General features: G+C 48.1%; 23 protein-coding genes. 15 read left to right on the forward strand and 8 right to left on the reverse strand.

What is annotated here, in order from left to right; all coding sequences use genetic code 11:
- Window positions 1-90 precede the first annotated feature (90 nt).
- From ecsA to NYE36_RS05230, 3 genes are read left to right on the forward strand one after another with little or no spacing between them, the layout of a single operon-like run.
- A complete protein-coding gene (gene ecsA / locus NYE36_RS05220; RefSeq protein ID WP_003155231.1) occupies window positions 91-834 on the forward strand; it encodes an ABC transporter ATP-binding protein EcsA in 744 nt (247 codons plus the stop codon).
- Entirely contained in the window at window positions 827-2,053 is a 1,227-nt protein-coding gene (locus NYE36_RS05225; RefSeq protein WP_007409219.1) for an ABC transporter permease, read from the forward strand. The genes ecsA and NYE36_RS05225 overlap by 8 nt, the downstream gene beginning before the upstream one ends.
- Before the next feature lie 42 nt (window positions 2,054-2,095).
- Window positions 2,096-2,800 carry an EcsC family protein gene (locus NYE36_RS05230; RefSeq protein WP_020955586.1) on the forward strand — a complete coding sequence of 235 codons (705 nt, stop codon included), beginning with the start codon at window positions 2,096-2,098 and terminating at the stop codon, window positions 2,798-2,800.
- Between the two features lie 22 nt (window positions 2,801-2,822).
- Here the strand turns inward: NYE36_RS05230 and NYE36_RS05235 are convergent, their stop codons facing one another.
- From NYE36_RS05235 to hmoB, 3 genes are all read right to left on the reverse strand, one after another.
- A complete protein-coding gene (locus tag NYE36_RS05235; protein ID WP_241458108.1) occupies window positions 2,823-4,010 on the reverse strand; it encodes a M20 family metallopeptidase in 1,188 nt (395 codons plus the stop codon).
- Window positions 4,011-4,078: 68 nt separating this feature from the next.
- Complete coding sequence (locus NYE36_RS05240; protein WP_136396245.1) at window positions 4,079-5,464, reverse strand: hypothetical protein; 1,386 nt, start codon at window positions 5,462-5,464, stop codon at window positions 4,079-4,081.
- Window positions 5,465-5,581: 117 nt separating this feature from the next.
- A complete protein-coding gene (gene hmoB, locus NYE36_RS05245) occupies window positions 5,582-6,082 on the reverse strand; it encodes a heme-degrading oxygenase HmoB (RefSeq protein ID WP_032871115.1) in 501 nt (166 codons plus the stop codon).
- Window positions 6,083-6,204: 122 nt separating this feature from the next.
- Here hmoB and NYE36_RS05250 point away from each other — a divergent pair, with 122 nt between their 5' ends.
- From NYE36_RS05250 to NYE36_RS05275, 6 genes are all read left to right on the forward strand, one after another.
- On the forward strand, window positions 6,205-8,346 hold the full coding sequence (locus tag NYE36_RS05250) for a transglycosylase domain-containing protein (protein ID WP_025284510.1): 2,142 nt from the start codon (window positions 6,205-6,207) through the stop codon (window positions 8,344-8,346).
- A gap of 123 nt (window positions 8,347-8,469) precedes the next feature.
- Window positions 8,470-9,531, forward strand: a complete 1,062-nt coding sequence (gene hemE, locus NYE36_RS05255; RefSeq protein ID WP_029325967.1) for a uroporphyrinogen decarboxylase — start codon at window positions 8,470-8,472, stop codon at window positions 9,529-9,531.
- 75 nt (window positions 9,532-9,606) lie between these two features.
- Window positions 9,607-10,542, forward strand: coding sequence for a ferrochelatase (gene hemH / locus NYE36_RS05260; protein ID WP_007409212.1), 936 nt, complete (start codon window positions 9,607-9,609; stop codon window positions 10,540-10,542).
- Window positions 10,543-10,569: 27 nt separating this feature from the next.
- Window positions 10,570-12,003, forward strand: coding sequence for a protoporphyrinogen oxidase (hemY, locus tag NYE36_RS05265; RefSeq protein ID WP_003155220.1), 1,434 nt, complete (start codon window positions 10,570-10,572; stop codon window positions 12,001-12,003).
- Window positions 12,004-12,150: 147 nt separating this feature from the next.
- Window positions 12,151-12,723: a TetR/AcrR family transcriptional regulator gene (locus NYE36_RS05270; RefSeq protein ID WP_003155219.1), complete on the forward strand. Its 573-nt coding sequence runs from the start codon at window positions 12,151-12,153 to the stop codon at window positions 12,721-12,723.
- Between the two features lie 74 nt (window positions 12,724-12,797).
- Window positions 12,798-15,131: a YhgE/Pip domain-containing protein gene (locus tag NYE36_RS05275; protein WP_007409209.1), complete on the forward strand. Its 2,334-nt coding sequence runs from the start codon at window positions 12,798-12,800 to the stop codon at window positions 15,129-15,131.
- Between the two features lie 62 nt (window positions 15,132-15,193).
- Here NYE36_RS05275 and fabHB read toward each other — a convergent pair whose 3' ends face one another.
- Both fabHB and NYE36_RS05285 read right to left on the reverse strand, forming a co-directional pair.
- Complete coding sequence (fabHB, locus tag NYE36_RS05280; protein WP_007409208.1) at window positions 15,194-16,171, reverse strand: beta-ketoacyl-ACP synthase III FabHB; 978 nt, start codon at window positions 16,169-16,171, stop codon at window positions 15,194-15,196.
- A gap of 136 nt (window positions 16,172-16,307) precedes the next feature.
- The gene (locus tag NYE36_RS05285) at window positions 16,308-16,529 is read right to left on the reverse strand and encodes a hypothetical protein (protein ID WP_007409207.1); all 222 of its coding nucleotides are present in this window, start codon (window positions 16,527-16,529) and stop codon (window positions 16,308-16,310) included.
- 122 nt (window positions 16,530-16,651) lie between these two features.
- Between NYE36_RS05285 and NYE36_RS05290 the strand changes: the two genes are divergently transcribed.
- A complete protein-coding gene (locus NYE36_RS05290) occupies window positions 16,652-17,692 on the forward strand; it encodes a M42 family metallopeptidase (protein ID WP_144464078.1) in 1,041 nt (346 codons plus the stop codon).
- 40 nt (window positions 17,693-17,732) lie between these two features.
- Here the strand turns inward: NYE36_RS05290 and NYE36_RS05295 are convergent, their stop codons facing one another.
- Together NYE36_RS05295 and yhfH are read right to left on the reverse strand one after the other, a co-directional pair.
- The gene (locus NYE36_RS05295) at window positions 17,733-19,022 is read right to left on the reverse strand and encodes a cation:dicarboxylase symporter family transporter (RefSeq protein ID WP_007610442.1); all 1,290 of its coding nucleotides are present in this window, start codon (window positions 19,020-19,022) and stop codon (window positions 17,733-17,735) included.
- Between the two features lie 234 nt (window positions 19,023-19,256).
- Window positions 19,257-19,391 (reverse strand): protein YhfH, encoded by a 135-nt coding sequence (gene yhfH / locus NYE36_RS05300; RefSeq protein WP_003155209.1) that lies wholly within the window; start codon window positions 19,389-19,391, stop codon window positions 19,257-19,259.
- A 157-nt stretch (window positions 19,392-19,548) separates the two neighbouring features.
- On the opposite strand from yhfH, the gene NYE36_RS05305 reads away from it, so the two are divergent.
- The 4 genes from NYE36_RS05305 (at window position 19,549) to NYE36_RS05320 (ending at window position 23,690) form a co-directional block, all read left to right on the forward strand.
- On the forward strand, window positions 19,549-20,283 hold the full coding sequence (locus tag NYE36_RS05305; protein WP_015239517.1) for an MBL fold metallo-hydrolase: 735 nt from the start codon (window positions 19,549-19,551) through the stop codon (window positions 20,281-20,283).
- A gap of 12 nt (window positions 20,284-20,295) precedes the next feature.
- Window positions 20,296-21,291, forward strand: a complete 996-nt coding sequence (gene lplJ / locus NYE36_RS05310; RefSeq protein ID WP_007409204.1) for a lipoate--protein ligase LplJ — start codon at window positions 20,296-20,298, stop codon at window positions 21,289-21,291.
- Window positions 21,292-21,371: 80 nt separating this feature from the next.
- Complete coding sequence (locus NYE36_RS05315) at window positions 21,372-22,016, forward strand: SDR family oxidoreductase (protein ID WP_265451308.1); 645 nt, start codon at window positions 21,372-21,374, stop codon at window positions 22,014-22,016.
- A 132-nt stretch (window positions 22,017-22,148) separates the two neighbouring features.
- The gene (locus NYE36_RS05320) at window positions 22,149-23,690 is read left to right on the forward strand and encodes a fatty acid--CoA ligase family protein (protein ID WP_265451295.1); all 1,542 of its coding nucleotides are present in this window, start codon (window positions 22,149-22,151) and stop codon (window positions 23,688-23,690) included.
- A gap of 47 nt (window positions 23,691-23,737) precedes the next feature.
- Here the strand turns inward: NYE36_RS05320 and NYE36_RS05325 are convergent, their stop codons facing one another.
- Complete coding sequence (locus NYE36_RS05325) at window positions 23,738-24,133, reverse strand: hypothetical protein (protein WP_003155199.1); 396 nt, start codon at window positions 24,131-24,133, stop codon at window positions 23,738-23,740.
- Window positions 24,134-24,287: 154 nt separating this feature from the next.
- Here NYE36_RS05325 and NYE36_RS05330 point away from each other — a divergent pair, with 154 nt between their 5' ends.
- A complete protein-coding gene (locus NYE36_RS05330) occupies window positions 24,288-25,538 on the forward strand; it encodes a M48 family metallopeptidase (RefSeq protein ID WP_265451294.1) in 1,251 nt (416 codons plus the stop codon).
- Window positions 25,539-25,558 lie beyond the last annotated feature (20 nt).

Raw genomic sequence — 25,558 nt, forward strand, 5'->3', positions numbered from 1 at the left:
CACTTTTCACGTGAGAAAAAAAGGGAATCGTTTCAAATCAGACTTTATTTTTGGTACTATGAAGAAAAACGAATCAGAAGGGGAGAAATTATGTCTCTGCTATCGGTAAAAGACTTAACCGGCGGTTATACGAGAAACCCGGTCTTAAAAAATGTTTCATTCACCCTTGAGCCGAACCAGATTGTCGGACTCATCGGATTAAACGGCGCGGGCAAAAGCACGACGATCCGGCATATTATCGGATTAATGGACCCGCATAAAGGCTCGATCGAGCTGAACGGCAAGACGTTTTCGGAGGATAAGGAAAGCTACCGCTCGCAATTTACGTACATCCCCGAAACGCCGGTGCTGTATGAAGAACTGACGCTCAAAGAGCATCTGGAGCTGACGGCCATGGCGTACGGCCTTTCCAAAGAAACGCTTGAAAAAAGGCTTCCTCCGCTTCTGAAAGAATTCAGAATGGAAAAAAGGCTGAAATGGTTTCCCGCTCACTTTTCTAAAGGGATGAAGCAGAAAGTCATGATCATGTGCGCGTTTCTCGCGGAGCCTTCGCTTTATATCATTGACGAGCCGTTTCTCGGCCTTGATCCGCTTGCGATCAATGCATTGCTGGAGCGGATGGACGCCGCGAAAAAAGCCGGATCAAGCGTGCTGATGTCAACGCATATCCTGGCTACGGCAGAGCGCTACTGTGACGCTTTCATTATTTTACATAACGGCGAAGTGCGGGCAAGCGGCACACTGGAAGAACTGAGAGAGCAGTTCGGCATGAAAGACGCAGCTCTTGATGACTTGTATATCGAACTGACGAAGGAAGACGCCGGCCATGAATAATATGTCTACGATTTGGCAGTCCCGGCTTGAAGAGCATATAAAGGAAACCAGAATGTATATGAAATATATGCTCAATGATCATCTCGTCATTGTGCTGATCTTTTTTATTGCCGGCGCGGCAAGCTGGTACAGCAAGTGGGTCAAAGACATCCCCGTTCATTTTCCGTCATTTTGGGTGATGGCGGTGCTCTTTTCATTTGTGCTGACCGGTTCATACGTCCGGACGCTGTTAAAGGAAGCGGACCTCGTGTTTCTGCTGCCGCTTGAACCGAAAATGGGGACATACTTTAAGCATTCATTTAAGTACAGCTATCTGTCACAGCTGTTTCCGCTTATTGCTCTGTCGCTTGTATGCATGCCTCTGTTTTTCGCTGTAAGTCCGGGGGCGTCGCTTGCGTCGTATGCCGCCGTATTTATTCAGATGCTGGCGGTAAAAGCGTGGAATCAGGCCATGGAGTGGCGGATGACGTTTATGAATGACAGAAGCATGAAAATGATGGATGCGGTCATACGCTTTATCTGCAATATGCTGCTTTTATACTTCGTCTTACAGTCGTTTTATGTGTACGCTGCCGCCGTCTACATTGTGATGGCCGGCCTTTATGTGTATTTCACATCGGCCGCAAAACATAAATCATTAAAATGGGAAGCCCATATTGAATATGAATTAAGAAGGAAGCAGCGGTTTTACAGAATCGCCAATCTGTTTACCGATGTGCCTCACCTGAAAAAACAGGCAAAACGGCGGGCGTATCTCGACTTTTTGCTCAGAATGATTCCGTTCGAACAGCGGAAAACGTTCTCCTATATGTATGCGCGGGCCTTTCTGCGTTCAAATGATTATCTCGGCATTCAGGTCAGGCTCACGATTATTTTTATCCTGATTATTATGCTCGTTTCCGCCAATCCGTGGATAACGGCGGCGTTAACCGTATTTACCGTCTTTATTACGGGAATACAGCTTCTGCCGCTGTTCGGGCATTTTCATCATCTTTCTCTGCAGGAGCTTTACCCGGTCAATCAGAAAGCGAAGCTGCAAAGTTTCTTTTCGCTGATGAAATCGGCATTAACCGTGCAGGCGCTGCTGTTCTGTGCAGCGTCAGCCTATGCCGCGGGAGTCAGCGGGGCGCTGTATGCGGCTGTTGCTTCAGCCGTTCTGATTTTTGTGATCATGCCTTCGTATATGGGCGGAAGATTGAAAAAGTACGGCAAGCTGTAATCAATCGGGTTTTTGAAACCTCAATGAAAGAAGGAGACACAGATGACCGACGATCAGCAGCTGATACAGGAAGCACTGCAATGGAAAGCGCGTTTTTTACGCAAAGATTCTATGCTTGAACGTTTTTCTAAAGGAATGCAGGCGAAAATAAATGAGCGGATTCCTGATAAAATTCATGCCGTCATCACAGAAAGCATTAAAAAAATGACCGAAGCAACAATGGCGGGTTCAAATCTGGTGAAAAGCAAGCGGGATACAAACGGTATGACGCTTGCTGAAAAAGATGCCCTCGCCAGACAAACCATCGCATCGTACCAAAAGGTCGCGGCAGCCGAAGGTATCGGTACGGGGGCCGGCGGAATTTTTTTAGGGATGGCTGATTTTCCTTTGCTGTTATCCATTAAAATGAAATGTCTGTTCGATCTTGCCTCTATTTACGGGTATGATGTGAAAGACAGGGATGAACGATTGTTTTTGCTGTTTATTTTTCAGCTGGCTTTCTCAAGCGGTGAACAGCGGAAACGCATATACTCAATGATTGAACAGTGGGATTCGAAAAAGCATGATGTCGATTGGAGAGTTTTTCAGCAGGAATACCGCGATTATCTGGACGTGGTGAAATTGTTTCAGCTTTTGCCGGTCGTCGGAGCCGCCGTGGGCGGAGCGGCCAATTATAAACTGCTGTCACAGCTCGGTGAGACGGCAAGGCACGTTTTTCATTTAAGAATCACAGCAGCCGGTACGTAATGTACCGGCTGTTTTTTATGCCCTATCGGGGGTAGCTCACCGCGGCGCCGATAAGCACTTTGGCGGCCGTCAGCATCGCTTTTTCATTAAAATCAAATTTCGGATGATGATGAGGATAAATGGTTTCCGCGTTTTCTAAAGCGGCGCCCGTAAAGAAAAATGCGCCTTTTGTATGCTGCAGATAATAAGAAAAATCTTCTCCGGCCATCTGCGGCTCTCCTTCAATGACCTTCGTGACGCCCTCTGTTTCCGCTGCGGCTGCCGCCGCGTGCGCTGCTTCCTCGGGATGATTGACGACGGCGGGATAACCGCGCTTGAAACGATATTCATAGGAAGCGGAGTGCATGGAACAGATTCCTTTTACGACGGCTTCTATTTCTGCTTCGAGCAGGCTGCGCACACTTTCGTCAAACGAGCGGACGGTGCCTGATATGACTGCCTGATCGGCAATCGCATTAAACGGATTTTCAGCGGTGAACGAGCCGGCTGAGATGACGGCCGGCTGCACCGGATTTACCCGCCGGCTGACGATATGCTGAAGAGCCGTGACGATTTGTGAGCCGATTAAAACGGCGTCCTTCGTATCGTGAGGAATCGCGCCGTGGCCGCCTTTGCCGATGACTTTTATCGTAAAGCCGTCAGCGGCGGCCATCACTGCGCCCGGGCGGCATAAGACCGTCCCGACGGGTTCAGTCGCCCAAAGGTGAGTGCCGAAAATGGCATCGACATGCTCGAGGCAGCCATCCTCAATCATTGCTTTTGCTCCGCCGGGAGATAATTCTTCGGCGTGCTGATGGATCATCACAAATGACCCTTTCAGTTTTTCCCGGTTGCGGTACAGCACTTTTCCGACCGCTAGCAAAGCCGCCGTATGGCCGTCGTGCCCGCAGGCGTGCATGACGCCGGGAATTTGTGAAGCATAGGGCACATCTTTTTCATCCTGTATCGGCAAAGCGTCAAAATCAGCTCTGAGTGCCACGACCGGTCCCGGTTCACTCCCTTCAATATAGGCTGTGACACCGTTGCCCCCGACATTCGTCCGGATGGGAACGCCGAGCTTTTCATAAAATGAGGCGATGAACGCCGGTGTTTTTTTCTCCTTAAACGATGGCTCGGGATTCATGTGAAGGTGACGCCTGATTTCAACCATTTCCTCATACAGCCCGTCAAGCTGAGCGTTTAAGCTTTTTTGAAGTCTCGTTAACGTCAAAAGCGATGCCCCCTCGTCTGCTTTTCCCATGATTGTATAGAAAATGTCAGAAGATTTCAATCCTTTTGCTACGGGAGAATGATGATGGCGGCGATCGTTGTGACGACTAGCCCGGCCGCAACCGGGATAAAGTTTTTCCTGGCAAGCTCAAACGGATCAACTTTACAAATAGCCGCAGCGGGGATCAGTGCCCAAGGGACCAATGTTCCGCCCCCGACCCAGATCGCTGAAATCTGGCCCAGCGCCGTTAAAACGGCCGGGTCCGTATGAAGCGCGGCGGAAAACAGCTTTGCCATCGAGCCTGCAAGAGATATACCGGAAAACCCTGACCCGTCGAGCCCGGTAATGGCACCGACTGCGGCCAGGGCGATGCCGGCGAATTCTCCGGACATCGGAAAAGAATGGGACAGGGCCAATCCGAGGTCATTGACGATCCCCGCAGATCCTTTCGGCAGCGGGGTGTTCAAAATACTTTTAAACCCCGCGTCACCGAGATAAAAGAAGGCCGCGATCGGAATGACGGGGCCGAATACTTTAAAGCCGAATTGAAAACCGCCGATAAAATACTCGGTGATCTTTTCTAAATGCCGCTCTTTATATACAATGAAATGAATGATCAGGAGAATGCCGATCGCGGTTCCTCCGACGAGTGCCGTCGCATCGTTTCCTTGCAAACGGTATACGATCATGCAGATAATATCGGCGAGAAAAACAAGCGGAATGAAAACCGCCAGGACCACCCTGAGGTTTTTCGGCAGATACATACTTGTGTCCAAAGAACCGGAGCTGTCCAAGGAGAGGGGGGCCTTCGTTTTTTTTCGATCCCGCATGATGAGGAAGAAGGCGGTGATTGTCGTCGTTAACCCCATGATCAAAACGAGCGGAATACTTGCCTGCATGACATCGCTCACGGGAATGCCCGCGGCATCGGCCGTTAATTTCGGGGCCGCCTGAATGACGTAATCCCCCGATAAAGCGAATCCGTGGCCGAACAGGTTCATCGCCATTGCCGCGGCGATCGGAGAAAGGCCCGCCCGGATCGCTGCGGGAAGCAGCACAGCGCCGATCAGCGCCACCCCTGGTGACGGCCAGAAAAAAAGAGAGATGGCAAACATCAGACAGCCGATAACCCAATACGCGACTGCCGGCCCCTTCATCAGCTTTGCAAACGGAGAAATCATCTCTTCATTAATACCGGTTTTGGTCAAAATGCCGCTCATCGCCACGATAAAACAAATGATAAAAATCGTCGGCAGCAATTCTCCGGCTGCATACGTGAAGCTGTGAAACAGACTGCTGACCGAAGCGGAGAATGAATGCGTCGTCCATAGCGCAATCACAAAAATGCCGGCGAGTGAAATAAAGGTTGTATCTTTCCTGAGGAGCATAAAAACGATAATGGCCGCGATAAAAGCAACATAAAGCAGATGTACCGAGTAGACGCCGATCCCCAATTGAACCACTCCGTTTATAAATAGGATTGCTACAGATTATTCATAGGCGGGCGGAAGGTGCAAAGAAGGATGCGTAAAATCGGGACATCAAAAAAGCCGGAGAATCTCCGGCGGTTTTCAGTCTATTGCGTAATAAGCGGTTACATAAGACGGGCGGGAGAAAATAGACGTCGTGTCGATGCCAGCAGATGTTCCGCGTTTTTTATGAGCTTCCTGATAAGAGTTTGACTGCTGCCAGCCCTGAAAGGCTTTTTCCTCTTCCCACAGGGTCAAAATGACATACGTATCGCCTTCGAGCGGTCTTAATACGCGGATGGCTTCAAAACCGGGTTCATTTTCCACTTTGCCGGCGCGGTTTTTAAACCGGTTTTCAAACAGCGGACGGCCTTCCTGGGTAACGGCGATGTTGTTGAGGACGGCGTAGCCCGGATTTTTGATTTCCCCGACGCTGTCGATGCTTTCATAGGAATGGGGCGCCTGAAAAACGGTTTCTCCATTTGTTTCATGAATTAAAACCGCATTATCCTCCCCTTGCATCAGCACCATATTCTCACTCGGGTGTTTCTTTGCAATCGTCTTTAAAAAATCGGCTGTCCCGTATGTAATATAAACCTTCATATCAGCCACCTCCTGCTTGCTAGTATATCAAAAGAGTGGTATAAGTTTCTATTGGCGACTCATTCTGACATAATTCGAAACAATATTTCCCATACTACAAGTTAAGAAAGGCGAGGTGACTTATGCTGAAAAAGAAAAAAAGATTCTTTATTCCGGCTGTAATTGCGGCGGCAACCGCTTTTCTCGCGTTAATCGGATACATTATCATTATATTTCTCGGCCATTATGTCATCGATGAAAAGAAATTAATACTGCACGCATCTTCAAAAATCGTCGATCAAAACGGTGATGAAATCGCGAGCCTCTATACGGAAAATCGCGAGCCGGTATCCATTCAGCAGGTTCCGGAAGATGTGAGAGATGCCTTTATCGCCGTTGAAGATAAACGGTTTTACGAACATCACGGCATTGATGTGAAGTCTGTCGGCCGGGCGGTGTTCCGGGATGTTTTAGCAGGCGGCAAGGTGGAGGGCGGCAGCACGATCACCCAGCAGCTGGCGAAAAACATTTTTCTGACTCATGATAAAACATTTTTGCGCAAGACGAAGGAAGTCATTATCGCCATCAATCTTGAGCGTGATTACAGCAAGGACAAGCTGCTTGAAATGTACCTGAACCAGCTTTATTTCGGCCATGGCGTTTACGGCATTCAAGCCGCGTCCCACTACTACTTTAATAAAGAAGTAAAAGATTTAACCGTTGCGGAAGGAGCCGTTCTGGCAGCGATTCCGAAGGCGCCATCTCTTTATTCGCCGATTCAGCATCCAGATAAAAATAAAGAACGCCGCGATACGATTCTTGCAATGATGAACGACCAAGGCTATATCAGCGCCAAGGAAGCCGTCAGAGCCCAGGGCCGGACATTGGGGCTTCATGTCAAGAAAACATCAGAAACGCCTTGGTTTGACAGTTATATTGATCTTGTCATCAAGGAGGCGGAAGACCGTTATTCGATGTCAGGTGAACAGCTGCTTCAAGGCGGTTATACGATCCGGACGTCACTTGATTCCAAGCTGCAGAAAACGGCATACACCCTCATGAAGGAAAGCGGCTATTTTCCGGGGACGGATCAGGCGGCAGAGGGAAGCGCCGTCTTTATTGATAATAAAACCGGAGGCGTGCGCGCGGCGGTCGGCGGACGCGACTACGTGACAAAAGGATACAACAGGGTTACGGCGAAGCGGCAGCCGGGCTCAACGTTTAAGCCGATTGCCGTATACGGGCCCGCCATGCAGGAAGACAAGTTCAAACCGTATTCGCTTCTCCAAGACAAACTGACGTCCTACGACGGGTATGAACCGAAAAATTATGACGGACAGTACAAGGGGGAAGTGACGATGCAGGATGCGATCACTTACAGCATAAATGCGCCCGCTGTCTGGACATTGAAGCAGATCGGCGTAGATACGGGAAAATCGTATCTTGAGAAAAACGGCATGAACATTTCTGACAACGGACTCGCGATTGCGCTTGGCGGTCTGTCAGAAGGCGTCACCCCGCTTCAGCTTGCCGGAGCTTATCATACCTTTGCGGCAAACGGAATGTATACGAAGCCATTTTTTATAGAGAACATCACGGACGAAGACGGAGAAACGTTATCCGGGCCTAAAAACGGCAAAACGCGCGTCTTCAGCGGACAGACGGCATGGAATATGACGAGAATGCTTCAGCAGGTCGTGAAAGAAGGAACCGCTTCACAAGGCAGCTATCAAGGTGACCTGGCGGGGAAAACCGGCACGACCACATTTCCCGGCGTCCCCGGCGCGACAAAGGACGCCTGGTTTGCGGGATACACTCCCGGACTGACGGGAGCCGTCTGGATGGGCTATGACAAAACGGATAAAACCCATTACCTGAAAGGCGGAAGCCAATACCCGGTCAGACTCTTTAAAGATATCGTCACAAAAGCGGGGGAAAACGGCCGGACATTCAAAAAGCCTGAAAATGTGAAGGAACTGGGCAGCCCGATTGAGCTGGAGGCGGTAAAGTCCCTGTCGGCCCGTTATACATTTAAGGCGATGGGACTGATTACGGTTCAATTAAAATGGGATATTCAAAAGGATGATCGGGTTGTTTACCGAATATATGAGAAGAAAGACGGAAAAGACAAACTTCTGGATTCGGTGAAAGGAAAAGGCAGCTTTGACATACCGTACGCCAATCTGTTTTCAGGGGCTTCATACAAAGTCGTTCCATATAATTCACAGACGGATCAAGAAGGAGAGGGAACGGAATACGTTCAGCCGAAGCTTTTTTCTTCATAATCGTGAATTCGGCGATTTTTTGAACATTAAGCCTCAATTCTATACGCTTTTGAAAAAACAAGGTATAGTGTAATGGGCGAAGAACACGAACGTATGGTTGCAGGAGGAAAGGTGGAAATTCAGATGAGTAAACGAGAAGCGTTTAATGATACGTTTTTAAAAGCGGCACGGGGAGAAAAAACAAATCACGTCCCTGTCTGGTACATGAGACAGGCGGGGAGGTCTCAGCCGGAATACCGCAAGCTGAAGGAAAAGTACGGCTTAGTCGAAATTACGCATCAGCCCGAGCTGTGCGCGTATGTGACGAGGCTCCCGGTCGAGCAGTACGGAGTGGACGCTGCCATTTTATATAAAGACATTATGACGCCGCTTCCTTATATCGGAGTGGATGTTGAAATAAAAAACGGAATCGGCCCGGTGATCGATCAGCCGGTGCGCTCTGCTGCGGATATTGAAAAGCTCGGCGAACTGAATCCCGAACAGGATGTTCCTTACGTGCTGGAAACGATCCGATTACTCGTAAACGAACAGCTGAATGTTCCGCTCATCGGTTTTTCGGGAGCGCCTTTTACGCTGGCCAGTTATATGATTGAAGGCGGGCCTTCTAAAAATTACAACAAAACAAAAGCGTTTATGCACAGTATGCCGCAAGCGTGGCAAATGCTGATGGACAAGCTCGCGGACATGATTATCGTTTATGCGAAAGCGCAGATTAACGCCGGCGCAAAAGCCATTCAGATTTTTGATTCATGGGTCGGCGCGCTGAACCGCGAAGATTACCGGCAGTTTATAAAACCGGTGATGGACAGAATATTCCGGGAGCTTTCAGCAGAACAAGTTCCGCTGATCATGTTCGGCGTAGGCGCAAGCCATCTGGCCGGGGATTGGCATGACCTTCCTCTTGATGTCGTCGGTCTTGATTGGAGACTCGGCATAGATGACGCCAGAAAACAAGGCATTACAAAAACGGTTCAGGGCAATCTTGATCCGTCGCTTCTTCTTGCGCCTTGGGAAGTCATCGAGAAAAAAGCGAAAGCGATACTTGATCAAGGCATGAAAACGGACGGGTTTATTTTCAATTTAGGGCACGGTGTATTCCCTGATGTCAATCCGGCAACGCTGAAAAAGCTGACGGCGTTTGTACATGAATATTCCGCGGCCAAAAAAACGGAACAATCTTCCTGAGCAGATCGTTGGTTATAAGAAGATTTTCCTGTCAAAATCAAGGTGGACAGACCATCAAAAGAGGTGTGTAACAAAATGAGCAGCAAAAAGAAAATGGGACTTCTTGTCATGGCTTACGGAACGCCTTACAAAGAAGAGGACATAGAACGTTATTATACGCATATCAGACGCGGAAGAAAGCCGGAGCCTCATATGCTTCAAGATTTAAAAGACAGATATGAAGCGATCGGAGGCATTTCGCCGCTTGCAAAAATTACGCAGGAGCAGGCGGAGAAGCTCGCACAGCGTTTAAATGAAATCCAGGATGACGTAACATTCAAAGTGTACATCGGATTAAAACATATTGAACCGTTTATTGAAGACGCGGTGGCGGACATGCATAAAGACGGCATTACAGAAGCTGTCAGCCTTGTGCTCGCCCCTCATTTTTCAACATTCAGCGTCCAGTCATACAACAAACGCGCGAAAGAAGAAGCGGAGAAGCTCGGCGGCTTGACCATCAAGTCTGTTGAAAGCTGGTATGATGAACCGAAATTCGTTGATTATTGGGTCAGCCAGGTGAAGAAAACGTATGAATCAATGCCGAAAGAAGAACGGGATGACGCGATGCTGATCGTCTCAGCGCACAGCCTTCCTGAAAAAATTAAAGAATACGGCGATCCGTATCCTGACCAGCTGGAGGAATCCGCAAAACTGATTGCCGAAGGCGCCGGAATTACCGATTACGCAGTCGGCTGGCAAAGTGAAGGGAATACCCCTGATCCGTGGCTCGGGCCGGATGTGCAGGATCTCACGCGCGATCTGTACCAAAAGCATCCTTATAAAGCATTTGTATACGTGCCCGCAGGCTTCGTTGCCGATCATTTAGAGGTGCTTTACGATAATGATTATGAATGCAAAGCTGTGACCGAAGAAGTCGGCGCAAGCTACTATCGTCCGGCTATGCCGAACGCACAGCCTGAATTTATCGACGCGCTTGCAGCGGTCGTGCTGAAAGAGCTGGACAAGTAGAATTAAACGGTAAAGAAGGCGATAAAAATGAGTGGCGATAAAAAACATCTGGTCATCATCGGCGGCGGCATAACGGGATTAGCCGCCGCCTTCTACATGGAAAAAGAAATCAAAGAAAAACAGCTGCCGCTTGAGGTCACCCTGATTGAAGCGGGCCCGAGAGCGGGCGGCAAAATTCAGACGGCGCATAAAGACGGCTACATCATTGAGCGGGGGCCGGATTCTTTTTTGGAAAGGAAAAAAAGCGCGCCGCAGCTCGTCAAAGATTTGGGGCTTGAGCATCTGCTCGTCAACAATGCGACCGGCCAGTCTTACGTGCTCGTCAACGAGACGCTCCATCCGATGCCGAAGGGCGCGGTGATGGGCATTCCGACCAAAATCGCTCCGTTCATCTCCACCGGTTTATTTTCTGTTCCCGGAAAGGCGCGGGCGGCGCTTGACTTTGTCCTGCCTGCGAGCAAACCGAAGGAAGATCAGTCTCTGGGTGAATTTTTCCGCAGACGCGTCGGTGACGAAGTCGTTGAGAATTTAATAGAACCGCTATTATCAGGGATTTATGCCGGAGATATTGATAAGCTGAGCCTCATGTCCACGTTTCCGCAATTCTATCAGACTGAGCAGAAGCACAGAAGCCTGATTCTCGGTATGAAAAAATCACGTCCGCAGCCTTCGGGACAGCAGCTGACGGCCAAAAAGCAGGGCCAGTTTTTAACGCTGACGACAGGGCTTCAAACGTTGGTGGAGGAGCTGGAAAAGCAGCTTACGCTGACAAAGGTGATGAAAGGAACGAAAGTCACCCATATCGGCCGCGAGGAGAAAGGATATTCCGTGACGCTTGATAACGGCAAAGTGCTCTATGCGGAAGGATGCATAGTAACAGCCCCGCATAAAGCCGCGGCGAAAATGCTTTCTGATCTGCCGGCGGTTTCATGTCTTAAAGACATGCATTCTACGTCCGTTGCCAACGTCGCCTTAGGTTTTCCTGAGGGAGCCGTCAAGATGGAGCATGAAGGTACGGGATTCGTTATCTCAAGAAACAGTGACTTCTCCATCACGGCCTGCACATGGACGAATAAAAAATGGCCGCACGCGGCGCCGGAGGGCAAAACGCTTCTCAGGGCGTACGTCGGAAAGGCCGGAGATGAATCCATCGTAGATCTTTCAGATAACGAGATCATTAAAATCGTAATGGAAGATTTGAAAAAAGTAATGAAAATAAATGGCGAACCGGAAATGACCTGTGTGACCCGCTGGAACGAAAGCATGCCGCAATACCATGTCGGCCATAAGGAGCGCATCAAAGAGTTCAGAGATGCGCTGAAAGCTTCCTATCCGGGCGTATACGCGACGGGCGCGTCTTTCGAAGGGGTGGGCATCCCCGACTGTATCGACCAGGGAAAAGCCGCCGTATACGATTCACTGGCTTATTTATTTGAAACGTACCAGCCTCCGTTATCGTAAAACGGAGGTTTTTTTGCATGTTCCCGTTCTGTAAAGGGAACACCAATAAAAGAGAAAACATTTGAATCTTCTTTGTGACTGTGATAAGTTATCTTATGTACAAAATGACTAAAACGTTCAAACGGTCAATTTAACGAGGTGGGAAACATGTCCGTCGATCGGAAAAAGCTCATTCTGGAAGCGGCAACGAAGTCTTTTACACAATTCGGCTACAAAGCAACGACAATGGATCTGGTGGCAAAGCTTGCAAATGTGGGGAAGGGAACCATCTACACGTTTTTCAAAAACAAAGAAGAACTGTTTGATGATATTTTCACCACTATTTTAAGAGAAATGAAGGAACACGCAGACGAAGCGATGAAACCGGAGCTTTCATTTCACGAAAATGTCCACCGGGCGCTTGTCGCGATCTTGGAATTCAGAAAAACACACCAGCTGACTATTAAAATTTTTCAGGAGAACGCCGAGATTGGTACAATAGCCGTTCAGGATGTCATTGCGAAAATGGAGCGGGCCATTCTGTCATACATTAAAGAAAAGATAGAAACAGCCATTGAAAACGGAAGCATTAAACCGTGTGATCCGGAACTGACCGCTTTTGTGATGCTCAAGCTCTACATCGCGCTGATATTTGACTGGGAAAAAAACCATCCGCCTCTTGAAAAAGAGACGATCGCCGAATTGCTGGAAATGTATGTTGGTCAAGGATTATCTAAATAATAGATGATCCTTCACTTTTTAGGTGCCGTGACCGTTTTGTCAAATGAGTCAGTTTGCGGAAGGAGGCAACAGGGTTGAATACAATAAAAAGCCAGTGGAAAGACATTGTAACGAACAAGAAACTGTTAATCCCCATCATTGCCATATTATTCGTTCCGCTGATTTACAGCGGAGTGTTTTTGAAGGCGTACTGGGATCCGTACGGCACGGTGGATCAGCTGCCGGTTGTCGTTGTCAACCAGGATAAAGGGGCGGACTACGAAGGGAAACATCTTCAGATCGGTGACGACCTTGTGAAAGAGTTAAAGAAAAATGATAATTTTGATTGGCATTTTTCAAGCGATCTTGATCAATCGTTAAAGGACTTATTAAATGCTAAATATTATTTATTGGTCGAGATTCCTGAAGATTTTTCTAAAAACGCCAGCACGGTAATGGATAAAAATCCGAAGAAGCTGGATCTGAAATATCATACGAATGCCGGATCAAACTATGTCGGTGCGACAATCGGGGAAAAGGCGATCGACAAACTGAAAGCCTCCGTGTCGAAAGAAGTGACAGAGCAATACGCAAAAGTCATTTTTGATAACTTTAAAGATATTGCCAAAGGGCTCGGCAAAGCCAGCAGCGGAGCCAAGAAAATAGACGACGGCACGAAAAACGCGAAAGACGGCAGCGCCAAGCTGAAGGAAAATTTAGCGAAGCTTACTGAAAGCACCGCCACCATCGGCGATAAAACACAGCAGCTTGCAGACGGCGCGGCGAAAGTGACAAGCGGAATTCAAACGCTTGACAGCTCTATCGCAAAACTTCAGAGCGCAAGCGCCGAAATTCAAGATAAATCAGGACAGATTGCTTCAGGAGGAGGCCAAGTGGCCAGCGGGCTGAAAACAAGCCTTGACGCACAAAAGCAGCTCCAGCAAAAGCTTCCGGATTTAACGAATGGATTAAGCGCGTTAAACAGCAAGGCGCAGGAAGTGTCGCAAAAAGCGGCGGCATTTGAAGATGCGATCAATTCAGTCAACCTGTCAGACATTGAAAACGCGGTTGGGCAGCTCGAACAGACTGAAAAGGACCTGCAGCAGTTTAAGAAGAAGCTTTCTGATCTGAAAAACAGCCTGGATGCCCGGGATGACGCGGTCAAAAAGGTGATTAAGGACAGTGATTTCTTAACGGATGAGCAAAAAGCGAAACTTGTTCAGCTTCTGAATGAGAAGCTTCCGAAGGCTGACCTTCCGGATTTAGACAATATCGTCAGCCAGCTTCCGTCCGGCGGAGATATTCAGCTTCCGGATATGTCAGTCATAAAAAGCGCGCTCAAAGATGTAAAAGCGAAGGCTGATCAGCTGAAAGCACTGCCTCAGTCCACATCGAAACTGTATAACGGCGCAGCGGCGGTACAAGACGCGATTAACCAGCTGACAGCGGGAACTGATAAATTATACAGCGGAGCGCAGACTGTTTTTGAAAGCCAAAACAAACTGACGGCCGGCATCGGCGAATACAACAGCAAGTTCGGACAGCTCAAATCAGGATCAGAAGCGTTAGTGTCAGGGAGCGGCCAAGTGTCAGGCGGCTTAACGAAACTGCTGGACGCGCAAAACAAAATCCATGACGGCTCGTCCAAAATTGAGCAGGGTCAAGCGTCTCTCGGCACCGGTTTAAGCAAGCTTTTAGACGGCACCGGACAATTGTCCAGCCAGCTGAAAGATGCGGCTGATCAAACCGGGGACATTAAGACAGATGACAAAACGTACAGCATGTTTGCCGATCCGGTAAAAACGGACGATAACGCGATTCATTCCGTGCCTAACTACGGTACCGGACTGACGCCTTATATTCTCTCTATGGGCTTGTATGTCGGCGGATTGATGCTGACGGTCGTATTCCCTCTGAGTGAAGCTTCAGGGCGTCCGAGAAACGGTTTTGAATGGTTCCTCAGCAAATTCAGTGTTATTCTTCTTGTCGGACTGATTCAATCCGTTATTGTTGCCACGGTTCTGTTAAAAGGAATCGGGCTTGATGTGGAAAGCACGTGGAGATTCTATCTCTTTACGATGATTACCAGCATCGCGTTCCTGTCCATGATTCAATTATTGGCGACAACGATGGGGAATCCGGGACGCTTTATCGCTGTCATCATTCTGGTGCTCCAGCTCGGGGCAAGCGGAGGAACCTTCCCGCTTGAACTCCTGCCGGGATTCTATCAAGTGATTCACGGGGCACTGCCGATGACTTACAGCATCAACGGGTTCCGCGCCGTCATTTCAAATGGCGATTACGGCTATATGTGGCAGCAGGCATCCATTCTGTTGGGCATCGCCGTTGTCATGATCGCGCTGACCATCGTGTATTTTACGGTGCAAAGCAAAAAAGAACACAAAACGGAAGAAGAAATAACAGCATAAGAAAAAGAGGCTCTGAGCAGATGCTCAGGGCCTCTTTTTTTTAGATTTCGATCGTCGTACTATTAAAATCCCCATCTCACCAACAGTCCGGTATACGTCAATCCGCCGCCGAACCCGAATAATACCAGCGTCTGGCCTTCCGACAGTTTTTTTGCTTTCACAGCTTCATCCAATGCGAGAATAATAGAAACCGATGAAGTGTTGCCGTAATATTCAACGCTTGTCAACGTCCGTTCAAGCGGGAAGGGCAGTTTTTCGCAGATGGATTCGATCATCCGCATGTTGGCGCTGTGAGGAACGAACCAATCCAGATCGTCTTTTGAAAAGCCGGCTTTTTCTAAAAGGGCATTGCATTCCTCAGGCACGGTTCTGGCCGCCCATTTATATACTTCGCGCCCGTTTTGCACCATGTTTCCTCCGCCTTTAAGAGGCTCGCCGTTTAATTCTGTGCTCAGTCCCGTGCGATACAGCACGTCCGCGCTTCCTCCCGCTGTTCCTTGCACGGCTGCCAAAAAGCCCGGCGCTGATTCATCGCGTTCCACCAATAGGGCGCCTGCAGCGTCTCCGAAAAGAACGCAGGTCGTCCGGTCAGTATAATCCGTTACCTTTGATAATGTTTCACCGGCAATGACAATCACTTTTTGATGGGAACCGGCGGTAATTAATGCGTCTGCGAGCTGAAGGCCGTAAGTGAGTCCGGCGCATGTGGCGTTAATATCAAGCGCCCCCGTGTGCGGCCAGCCGAAGTAAGCCTGCACGCGTGCCGCGGTGCTTGGAAACGCATAGTCCGCCGTCGTTGTGGCGACAAGGATCATATCGACATCATCAAGAGTTCCGCTGTATCGTTCTGCAAGGTTTTTCACCGCTTCCACACACAAATCCGATGTGAATTCATGTTCGCCGGCAATGCGTCTTTCCTTCATACCGGTGCGCTGGACGATCCATTCATCAGATGTATCGACGATGCGCTCCAAATCCGCGTTTGTTAATCGGCGTGCCGGAGCATATGTACCGATTGCTGTAATTTTAGATTTTGACATGAAAAATCACTCCTTTATATCAGATTATAACACCTGATATTATTACTTGGTACTAATTTTAATAAAAAAACCCAAGCAGCATCCGCTGTTTGGGGAGCATGAGATATCTATTTGTAAAACGGGCTTGTGTGAACGATTACCAATGACGGCAGCAGCGGCGGCATGAATGATGATGCTTCTTTTTATCTTTCTTCTTTTTTTCTTTCTTCTTTTTACAAGGGTCTTCTTTTTTCTTTTTACAGTGATCTTTTTCTTTTTTACAGCCCCAGAAGGCTGCACCAGACCAATCATCCTCAAACCAATCCTCAAACCAATCATTATGAAACCTTTTCCGCTTGTGCGGTTTACGGCTGATCATACATTTCCCTCCTATGCTCATGCTCCCTTCATTCTATGAAAAAAGAGAAGGAAAAGATTGGACGGGTTGTGGATCAAAAGAGTATATTTTAAGAAGAATAAAATTGATAGGAGGAATGACCTGTGGCAAATATGAAACATACGATGGAACTGATTAAAGAATTGGTGTCGATTCCGAGTCCGACGGGCAATACATACGAGGTTATCGCCTATACAGAAAGTCTTTTAAAAGAATGGGGCGTCTCCTCTTACAGAAACCGCAAAGGCGGTCTTTTTGTCACAATCCCCGGCCGTGATGACAAGAAACACAGATTGCTGACGGCGCATGTTGATACGCTCGGCGCGATGGTAAAGGAGATAAAGGCGGACGGCCGGCTGAAGATTGACTTGATCGGCGGCTTCCGATATCACTCGATTGAAGGGGAATATTGCGAGATCCAAACTTCTTCCGGCAAAACCTATACAGGCACCATCTTAATGCATCAGACTTCAGTGCACGTCTACAAGGACGCCGGCAAGGCAGAGCGGAATCAGGAGAATATGGAAGTCCGCCTTGATGAGCCTGTCCGGACGAAGGAAGAGACGTCCGATCTCGGTATCAGGGTCGGCGATTTCATCTCATTTGACCCGCGCGTGCAGGTTACGCCGAGCGGCTTTATTAAGTCCCGTCATCTTGATGACAAAGCGAGCGTGGCTCTGCTCTTGAATTTAATCCGCCGCATCACGGAAGAGAAAATCGAACTTCCGTATACGACGCATTTTCTGATTTCTAATAATGAAGAAATCGGCTACGGAGGCAATTCCAACATTCCTCCTGAGACCGTCGAATACTTGGCTGTTGATATGGGGGCGATCGGCGACGGCCAGTCTACGGATGAATATACCGTCTCCATTTGCGTGAAGGATGCGAGCGGCCCGTACCATTATCAGCTCAGGAAACATCTGGCCGGCCTTGCGGAGCGCTATGGCATTGATTATCAGCTTGATATTTATCCGTATTACGGTTCTGATGCCTCCGCAGCCATCCGTTCGGGCCATGACATCGTCCACGGGCTGATCGGCCCGGGAATTGATGCTTCACACGCTTTTGAACGCACACATGAATTATCGCTTCTTAATACGGCGAAGCTTTTGCACCGGTACGTTTTATCGCCGATGGCATAAAAAACCCTGCACGGAAATCATTCCGTGCAGGGTTTTCATTTTAACCTGAGATGGTTGTGTTTTGTTCTGTTTTGGCGAGGCTCATGACCTTCGCGCCTTTAACGGGATCATACTGGCCTTCCCATTTTGACATCACAACGGATGCCAGCGCGTTTCCGGTCAGATTGACGACCGTACGGGCCATGTCCATAATCCGGTCAACACCGGCGATGAATGCAAGGCCTTCTGCAGGAACGCCGATTGTGCCGAGTGTCGCAAGCAGGACGACGAAAGAAGTCCCGGGCACGGCAGCCATTCCTTTGGAAGTGACCATCAAGACAAGCACAAGGGTAATCTGCTGCCAAATGGTCAAGTCAATGTGGTATACCTGAGCGAGGAATAAAGCGGCGATTGATTGGTACAGCACAGATCCGTCTAAGTTAAAGGTATATCCGATCGGCACAACAAAGGAAACAATACCTTTCGGACAGCCGATTTTCTCCATCTTCTCCATGATGCGGGGGAGTACGGTTTCGGAGCTTGACGTACTGAACGCCAATAAAATTTCATCCTTCATATAGGCGAGGAATTTGAAAATGTTTAAACCGGCAAGCTTTCCGACGATTCCGAATACAACAATGAGAAAGAAAGCCAAAGCTACATATACTAAACCGACCAGTTTACCGAGTGAAAGCAGGGAACTGAGCCCAAATTTGGAAACGGTAACACCGATCAACGCAAAAACACCAAACGGCGCAACTTTCATGACGAGGTTCACAACATGGAACATCGCATGAGAAACACCTTCAAAGAAGGCCAAGACGGGCTTTCCTTTTTCACCGATTGCCGAGATGCCGAGTGCAAACAGCACCGTAAAGCAGATGATGGCAAGCAGATCTCCTTCGGCTAATGATTGGAAGAAGTTTGTCGGTACGATATGCAGGAATGTGTCCGCAACGGATTTCCCGCTTTGTTCTTTTTCTGTTTCAACATATTGACTGATATCTGTCTTTTGAGCTTCATGTATATTAACGCCTGCTCCCGGCTGAAACAGATTCGCCAAAGCCAGCCCGAGAATAATGGCAAAAGTGGTAATGATCTCAAAATACAAAATCGTTCTGAAGCCTAATTTTCCGACTTGTTTTCCGCTTCCCGCGCCGGCAACGCCGATGATTAAGCTGGAGACGACAATTGGAATCACTATCATTTTGATTAAGCGTAAAAACAAATCGCCGATAGGCTGTAAATATGTTGGAATGGCGGGATTGCCGTACCAGATGACACCGACTACAACCCCTAGTATGAGTCCGACGAAAATTTGCGTCGCTAGTCCAAAGCGTAATTTTTTCATAGATTACCTCCCGAAGAAAAAAGTGCAATAAGTATCTAAAAAGATAGCTATTAGAACAAATTATAATAGAAAAGAAAACAATCCGTCTATAGAAAAATATAGATTGAATATACTGAATCTTTTAAAACGTACAGATAATTGCTAATAATGGTGAATAACTCCCTATTCAGAAAGTATGATGACGGCCGAAAAAAACGGGCGCCGCACAACTTAGAATTGTGCGGCGCCCTATTGTCACATATCCTTAATTTTCAAGCAGTCATTGCAAAGATTAATGTGACACTCATACTGCTCAACAATCTCATTTCCGCATTCTTCGCATTTCTTACCGGGTAAATTTCTGAAAAAATCCGACATCTTTTCCAACATACCCATCCCTCTTTCATTGTTTTGTCTCTACATTGTATTATAACAGTTTAAGAAAATCAACGGCTGTTTTGGCACAATGTTTAAAACATGCAATTTGTACGAAAAATAGGTATATTGGAGGAAAGGATCTTTTTATCATAAACATTCGGAGGATTATATGAAAGTTACAGTTATTGGATGCTGCGGCGGGTTTCCGGCCGCAAACGAAGCAACTTCAGGCTATCTGTTTCAGTCCGGCGGCTATTCTCTGCTCGTCGATTGCGGAAGCGCCGTATTATCAAAGCTGTTTGCCTATGTTCCGGCAGAAGAGCTTGATGCCGTCATTTTGTCCCATTATCACCATGATCATATCGCTGATATCGGGCCGCTTCAATTTGCCAAACAGGTCGGCTCCTTTCTCGGAAAAGGGACGCATGCACTGCCGATTTACGGGCATGATGCTGATATAGAACAGTTTGAGCGCCTTACATATAAAACGCATACAAAAGGAGTGGCCTATCAGCCGGACCGCCCGCTTTCTCTAGGTCCGTTCACCATTACCTTTCTGAAAACGGTGCATCCGGTCACTTGTTATGCGATGCGGATTACTGACGGTTCAGCTTCTGTTGTGTATACGGCTGATTCAAGCTACCAGGACGCGTTTATCCCGTTTGCGGAAAATGCCGATCTGCTGATCTGCGAGTGCAATTTTTACGCAGACCAGGACGGCACGTCAGCCGGCCATATGAACAGTTTGGAAGCCGGACGGATCGCGAAGGAGGCCGGAGCGGGGGAGCTGATTCTCACGCATCTGCCTCATTTCGGCGAGCACCGGAAGCTGAAAGAAGAAGCGGAATCCGAGTTCGGGGGCGAAGTGACAATCGCCGCTTCCGGATTGAAGTGGGAGAAATAAAGGAGGAGCACCATGTTATTTATCGACAACCAAAACATAACCGACCCGAGGATCAACCTCGCGATCGAGGAATATTGCGTGAAGCATCTCGACCCTGAACAGACATACCTGCTGTTTTATGTCAATCAGCCGTCGATTATCATCGGGAAGAACCAAAACACAATAGAAGAAATCAATACGAAATACGTAGAAGATAACGGAATTATCGTCGTCCGCAGGCTGTCAGGAGGCGGTGCGGTTTACCATGACCTCGGGAATCTGAATTTCAGTTTTATCACTAAGGATGACGGCGACAGCTTTCACAATTTTAAAAAATTCACCGAACCCGTTATTCAGGCGCTGCGCCAGCTCGGTGTGGAAGCTGAATTAAGCGGCCGAAACGACATCGTCGCGGACGGCAGAAAAATTTCCGGCAACGCTCAATTTTCGACGAAAGGGCGTATTTTCAGCCACGGAACATTAATGCTGGATTCCGCCATTGATCATGTTGTGTCAGCCTTGAAAGTGAAAAAAGACAAAATCGAATCAAAAGGCATTAAGTCGATCAGAAGCCGTGTCGCCAACATCAGCGAGTTTCTTGATGACAAAATGACGGCGGATGAATTCAAAAAGCACCTGCTTCACCATATTTTTAATACAAATGATCTTTCCGAAGTGCCGGAATATAAACTGACCGATGAAGACTGGAAAGCGATCCGGAAGATTTCCGAAGAGCGCTATCAAAACTGGGACTGGAATTTCGGAAGGTCGCCCGCATTTAATCTTCAGCATTCGAAACGTTATCCGGTCGGATCGATTGATCTGCGTCTTGAAGTGAAAAAAGGAATCATTCAGGACTGCAAAATTTTCGGTGATTTCTTCGGTGCGAAAGATGTGAGTGAAGTCGAACAGGCGCTGACCGGAAAACAGTATGACCGAACCGCTATCAAGGAGGCGCTGGCCGGAATCGATCTGAAACAGTATTTCGGCAAAATAGAGCTGGAAGATTTCCTCGAGCTGATTTATTAGAACATTTGCCGAACGCATGATTTGAATCAGCGCCCGTTTTTGTGAAATGATAGAACCATAATGAATGGGGAGGGATCATGATGAAAGTATTTCTCATCGGAGCAAACGGACAGATCGGACAGCGGCTGACCGGGCTGTTTCAAAAAGACGGCACGCATACGCTGCGGGCGATGGTCCGGAAACAAGAGCAGAAAGAAGCGCTTCAAGCCGCGGGAACAGAAGCCGTTCTTGCAGATTTGGAAGGAAGCCCGGAAGACATCGCGAAAGCCGCTGAAGGCTGTGACGCGATTGTGTTTACCGCCGGATCAGGAGGAAGCACCGGATACGATAAGACGCTTTTGATTGATCTTGACGGAGCCGCGAAAGCGATAGAAGCGGCAAAGATAGCAGGCATCAAGCGGTTCATTATGGTAAGCGCCCTTCAGGCTCATAACCGCGGCAATTGGAATGAAGCGCTGAAGCCGTATTACGCCGCAAAGCATTATGCGGATAAAATTCTTGAAGCGAGCGGTCTGACGTATACGATTATCCGGCCGGGCGGGTTATTAAATGATCCCGGCACGGGAAATATCAAAGCCGCGGCCGATTGGGAAAGAGGCTCCATTTCAAGAGACGATGTCGCCAAGACCGTTATCGCATCCCTTGATGAACCGAATACGTATGAAAAAGCATTCGATCTGACGGCGGGCGGCACGCCGGTCAGTGAAGCGCTGAAACAATTATAGTTTCCGGTTTTACGGCACTCGGGGCTTTTTGCCCTTGAGTGTTTTTCTATATTTTTCTATAATAAAAGTGAACGTTTATTCCGGATAAATGAATGACTATTCATTCATTACAATTTTTAAAGGGGTGGGAAAATGAATCTGGTTTCCAAATTGGAAGAAACGGCATCGCAGAAACCGGAAAAACCAGCTTGTCTGTTTCAAGATCAGTACATGACGTATGAGGAGCTGGCAGGTAAAATCAAAGCATTTGCAAACGGCTTGGAGGACAGGGGACTGAAAAAAGGGGATCATCTCGCGCTGCTGCTCGGAAATACGCCTGATTTTGTTATTGCGTTTTTCGGCGCGTTAAAAGCGGGAATTGTCGTCATACCTGTTAATCCGGCATATACACCTTCAGAAATCGCATACATGCTGAAAAACGGCGATGTCAAAGCGATCGCCGGCATCGACCTTTTAATTCCCGTATTTGAAAGCCTGCACGGCTCGCTGCCGCTGCTGGAGCATATCATTATCAGCCAGACAGCAGAGAACGCTCCATCGACAGAAGACCCTCAATTGCGCTTAAAAATGATAACGTTTACAAAAATGCTTCGCCCGGCGGAGCGCAGCAGAACTTATCCGACATTGTCCAAAGATGATACTGCCGTCATTTTATACACCTCAGGGACGACCGGAAAACCGAAAGGCGCCATGCTCACCCATCAGAATCTTTTCTCCAATGCAAATGATGTCGCCGGATACTTAGGAATGAATGAGAAAGACAAAATTGTGGCGGCATTGCCGATGTTTCACGTTTTTTGTTTAACCGTTTGTATGAATGCGCCTCTGATGAGCGGAGCGTGTGTCTTAATCGAGCCGCAATTCAGCCCGGCTTCTGTGTTTAAACTGATTAAAAGCCGTCAGGCAACCATTTTTGCCGGCGTTCCGACGATGTATAACTATCTGTATCAATACGAGCACGGCAAGGCGGAGGATTTTGCGTCCGTCAGACTGTGCATTTCAGGCGGGGCCTCCATGCCGGTCGCTCTGTTGCAGACGTTTGAACAAACCTTTGACGTCACCATTCTGGAGGGGTACGGACTTTCTGAAGCGTCTCCGGTTACTTGTTTTAATCCGTTTGACCGGGGGAGAAAGCCCGGCTCGATCGGGACGAATATTTTACATGTCGAAAATAAAGTCGTCGATACGCTCGGACGCGAATTGCCCGACCATCAAGTGGGAGAATTGATCGTGAAAGGGCCGAATGTGATGAAAGGCTATTACAAGATGCCCGAGGAGACGGAGCACGCGCTGAAAGACGGCTGGCTGTACACGGGTGATTTGGCGAAGCGCGATGAAGACGGTTATTTTTATATCGTCGACAGAAAAAAAGATATGATTCTCGTCGGCGGATACAACGTCTATCCGCGCGAAGTAGAAGAAGTGCTCTACAGCCATGAGGGCATTAAAGAAGCCGTGGTCATCGGCGTTCCTGACGCCAAAACGGGGGAAGCGGTGCATGCTTATATAGTGCCGGGGGACGGTGAGCTGACAGAGCAGGCGGTTTTTGATTACTGTGAAACACATTTGGCAAAATATAAACGGCCGGCGGAAGTGGTTTTTCTTGATGAGATTCCGAAGAACGCGACCGGGAAGCTGCTGAGGCGGGCGGTCCGGGACATGCTTCCGAAATGACGGACGAAAAGCGAAGCCGGGGGCTTCGCTTTTACATGCTGATCCGGTCAGCTCTGCGATTCTTCCTTAATGATGCTTTGCACAAGCTTCGTATCATGCCGGGTCAGTTTGTAATACGTGTTTTTATACTTGTACATCATATAATTGCCGCTTTCGAGCCACATGCTGAATGAATCAAAACGGTCTTCATGGTATTTGACCGTTCCGTCGTAATCGGGAGATACGCTTTTGGTCAGTTTGACTTGTTTTCCTTGGTTCAAGATATCGAGCATATCTTTTACATTCTGCCTGTCTTTAATTTTGATTTCTTTTTTTCCGTGCTCAGACAGAATAATCAGATCTGCGTTGCTTGATGGAAACACATCGCCGGTCCGGCTGTATACATAGAAGAAAGCAATAACCAAAAGGGCGATTACTACAATAAACGCGATTATTTTTTTCATATTCATCACTCCGTCTTTTAGTCTTTCCCGCTTCCTGTTGTTCCATTCTTTTCTGTTGTGAAAAGATTAACATCCGTTTCGGAGGCTTGGTTCTATTTATTTGCATTTATGCTTACAATAGGAGTAAGTCATAAGGCTAAGGAGGGAGACTTCCATGCGCAAATGGATAGCGGCAGCGGGACTTGCCTATGTGCTGTACGGCCTTTTTTTCTATTGGTATTTCTTTATGACAGGCGACTCCGCCGTCCCGGAGGCCGTAAAGGGAACGAAAGCCGATCCGTCCTCGTTTATGGACTCGGGCCGCCTGGAAGCCGCTGAAAACTTTTCAAATGTAAAGGATTTTTTATTTTTCATCGGTGCGCCGTTAGATTGGTTTTTATTTTTTCTGCTGCTCATTACGGGGCTTGCCAAAAAAATAAAGCATTGGCTGGAAGCAGCGGTGCGCTTTCGGGTGCTGCAAATCGTAAGCTTCGTATTTGTGATTTCACTCATCGTAACGGCGGCTTCGCTTCCGCTTGAATGGATCGGATATCGGGTTTCGCTTGCGTATCATATTTCGACGCAGACAGCAGCAAGCTGGATAAGAGACCATGTCATTGATTTCTGGATCAGTTTTCCGCTGTTTGCCGTGTGTGTGCTTGTGTTTTACTGGCTGATCACAAAGCATACAAAAAAATGGTGGTTTTACGCTTGGTGTCTTACTGTGCCGTTTACCCTGTTTTTGTTTTTCCTGCAGCCGGTCGTGATTGATCCTTTATACAATGATTTCTATCCGCTGAAAGACAAGGAGCTGGAAAGCAAAATCTTGTCGCTTGCCGACAAGGCCGATATTCCGGCCAGCCATGTTTATGAAGTAAATATGTCGGAGAAAACGAATGCGCTGAATGCGTATGTGACGGGCATCGGTTCGAATAAGCGGATCGTTTTGTGGGATACGACGCTTAACAAACTGGAGGATCGGGAAATTTTGTTCATTATGGGGCATGAGATGGGGCATTATGTGATGAAGCACGTGTACATCGGACTGGCCGGGTATCTGCTGCTGTCATTAGCCGGGTTCTATATCATTGACAAGCTTTATAAGCGGCTGTCCAAATTCTTCGGCCGAATGCTTCATATAAAGGGGCCTGAAGATCTGGCCGCCCTCCCGCTGTTATTGCTGCTCATATCCGTTCTCAGTTTTGCTTCTGATCCGATTACGAATGCCGTCTCCAGGTATCAGGAAAACGCCGCCGACCGCTACGGCATCGAGCTGACCGGAAACCGGGAAGCGGCGATTGAGACGTTTCAGGACTTGGCCGATACGGGACTGAGCCGGGTCAACCCGCCGTTTCTCGTCAAAATTTTCAGAGGGAGCCACCCGTCGATCATGGAGCGGATTGAACATGCGGAGGAAGAAAAATAATAAAAAAACCGGCGGGGCCA

It is taken from the genome of Bacillus sp. FSL R5-0593 (assembly GCF_038603755.1).
In the GTDB taxonomy this organism is placed as follows: domain Bacteria; phylum Bacillota; class Bacilli; order Bacillales; family Bacillaceae; genus Bacillus; species Bacillus velezensis.

Coding starts and splice junctions, on each gene's coding strand:
- NYE36_RS05270 (WP_003155219.1), top strand. CDS start 12,151: ATGTCCGTCGATCGGAAAAAGCTCATTCTGGAAGCGGCAACGAAGTCT.
- hemE (WP_029325967.1), top strand. CDS start 8,470: ATGAGTAAACGAGAAGCGTTTAATGATACGTTTTTAAAAGCGGCACGG.
- NYE36_RS05330 (WP_265451294.1), top strand. CDS start 24,288: ATGCGCAAATGGATAGCGGCAGCGGGACTTGCCTATGTGCTGTACGGC.
- NYE36_RS05325 (WP_003155199.1), bottom strand. CDS start 24,133: ATGAAAAAAATAATCGCGTTTATTGTAGTAATCGCCCTTTTGGTTATT.
- yhfH (WP_003155209.1), bottom strand. CDS start 19,391: ATGTTGGAAAAGATGTCGGATTTTTTCAGAAATTTACCCGGTAAGAAA.
- NYE36_RS05285 (WP_007409207.1), bottom strand. CDS start 16,529: ATGATCAGCCGTAAACCGCACAAGCGGAAAAGGTTTCATAATGATTGG.
- hmoB (WP_032871115.1), bottom strand. CDS start 6,082: ATGAAGGTTTATATTACATACGGGACAGCCGATTTTTTAAAGACGATT.
- ecsA (WP_003155231.1), top strand. CDS start 91: ATGTCTCTGCTATCGGTAAAAGACTTAACCGGCGGTTATACGAGAAAC.
- hemY (WP_003155220.1), top strand. CDS start 10,570: ATGAGTGGCGATAAAAAACATCTGGTCATCATCGGCGGCGGCATAACG.
- NYE36_RS05230 (WP_020955586.1), top strand. CDS start 2,096: ATGACCGACGATCAGCAGCTGATACAGGAAGCACTGCAATGGAAAGCG.
- NYE36_RS05315 (WP_265451308.1), top strand. CDS start 21,372: ATGAAAGTATTTCTCATCGGAGCAAACGGACAGATCGGACAGCGGCTG.
- hemH (WP_007409212.1), top strand. CDS start 9,607: ATGAGCAGCAAAAAGAAAATGGGACTTCTTGTCATGGCTTACGGAACG.
- lplJ (WP_007409204.1), top strand. CDS start 20,296: ATGTTATTTATCGACAACCAAAACATAACCGACCCGAGGATCAACCTC.
- NYE36_RS05320 (WP_265451295.1), top strand. CDS start 22,149: ATGAATCTGGTTTCCAAATTGGAAGAAACGGCATCGCAGAAACCGGAA.
- NYE36_RS05305 (WP_015239517.1), top strand. CDS start 19,549: ATGAAAGTTACAGTTATTGGATGCTGCGGCGGGTTTCCGGCCGCAAAC.
- fabHB (WP_007409208.1), bottom strand. CDS start 16,171: ATGTCAAAATCTAAAATTACAGCAATCGGTACATATGCTCCGGCACGC.
- NYE36_RS05295 (WP_007610442.1), bottom strand. CDS start 19,022: ATGAAAAAATTACGCTTTGGACTAGCGACGCAAATTTTCGTCGGACTC.
- NYE36_RS05225 (WP_007409219.1), top strand. CDS start 827: ATGAATAATATGTCTACGATTTGGCAGTCCCGGCTTGAAGAGCATATA.
- NYE36_RS05250 (WP_025284510.1), top strand. CDS start 6,205: ATGCTGAAAAAGAAAAAAAGATTCTTTATTCCGGCTGTAATTGCGGCG.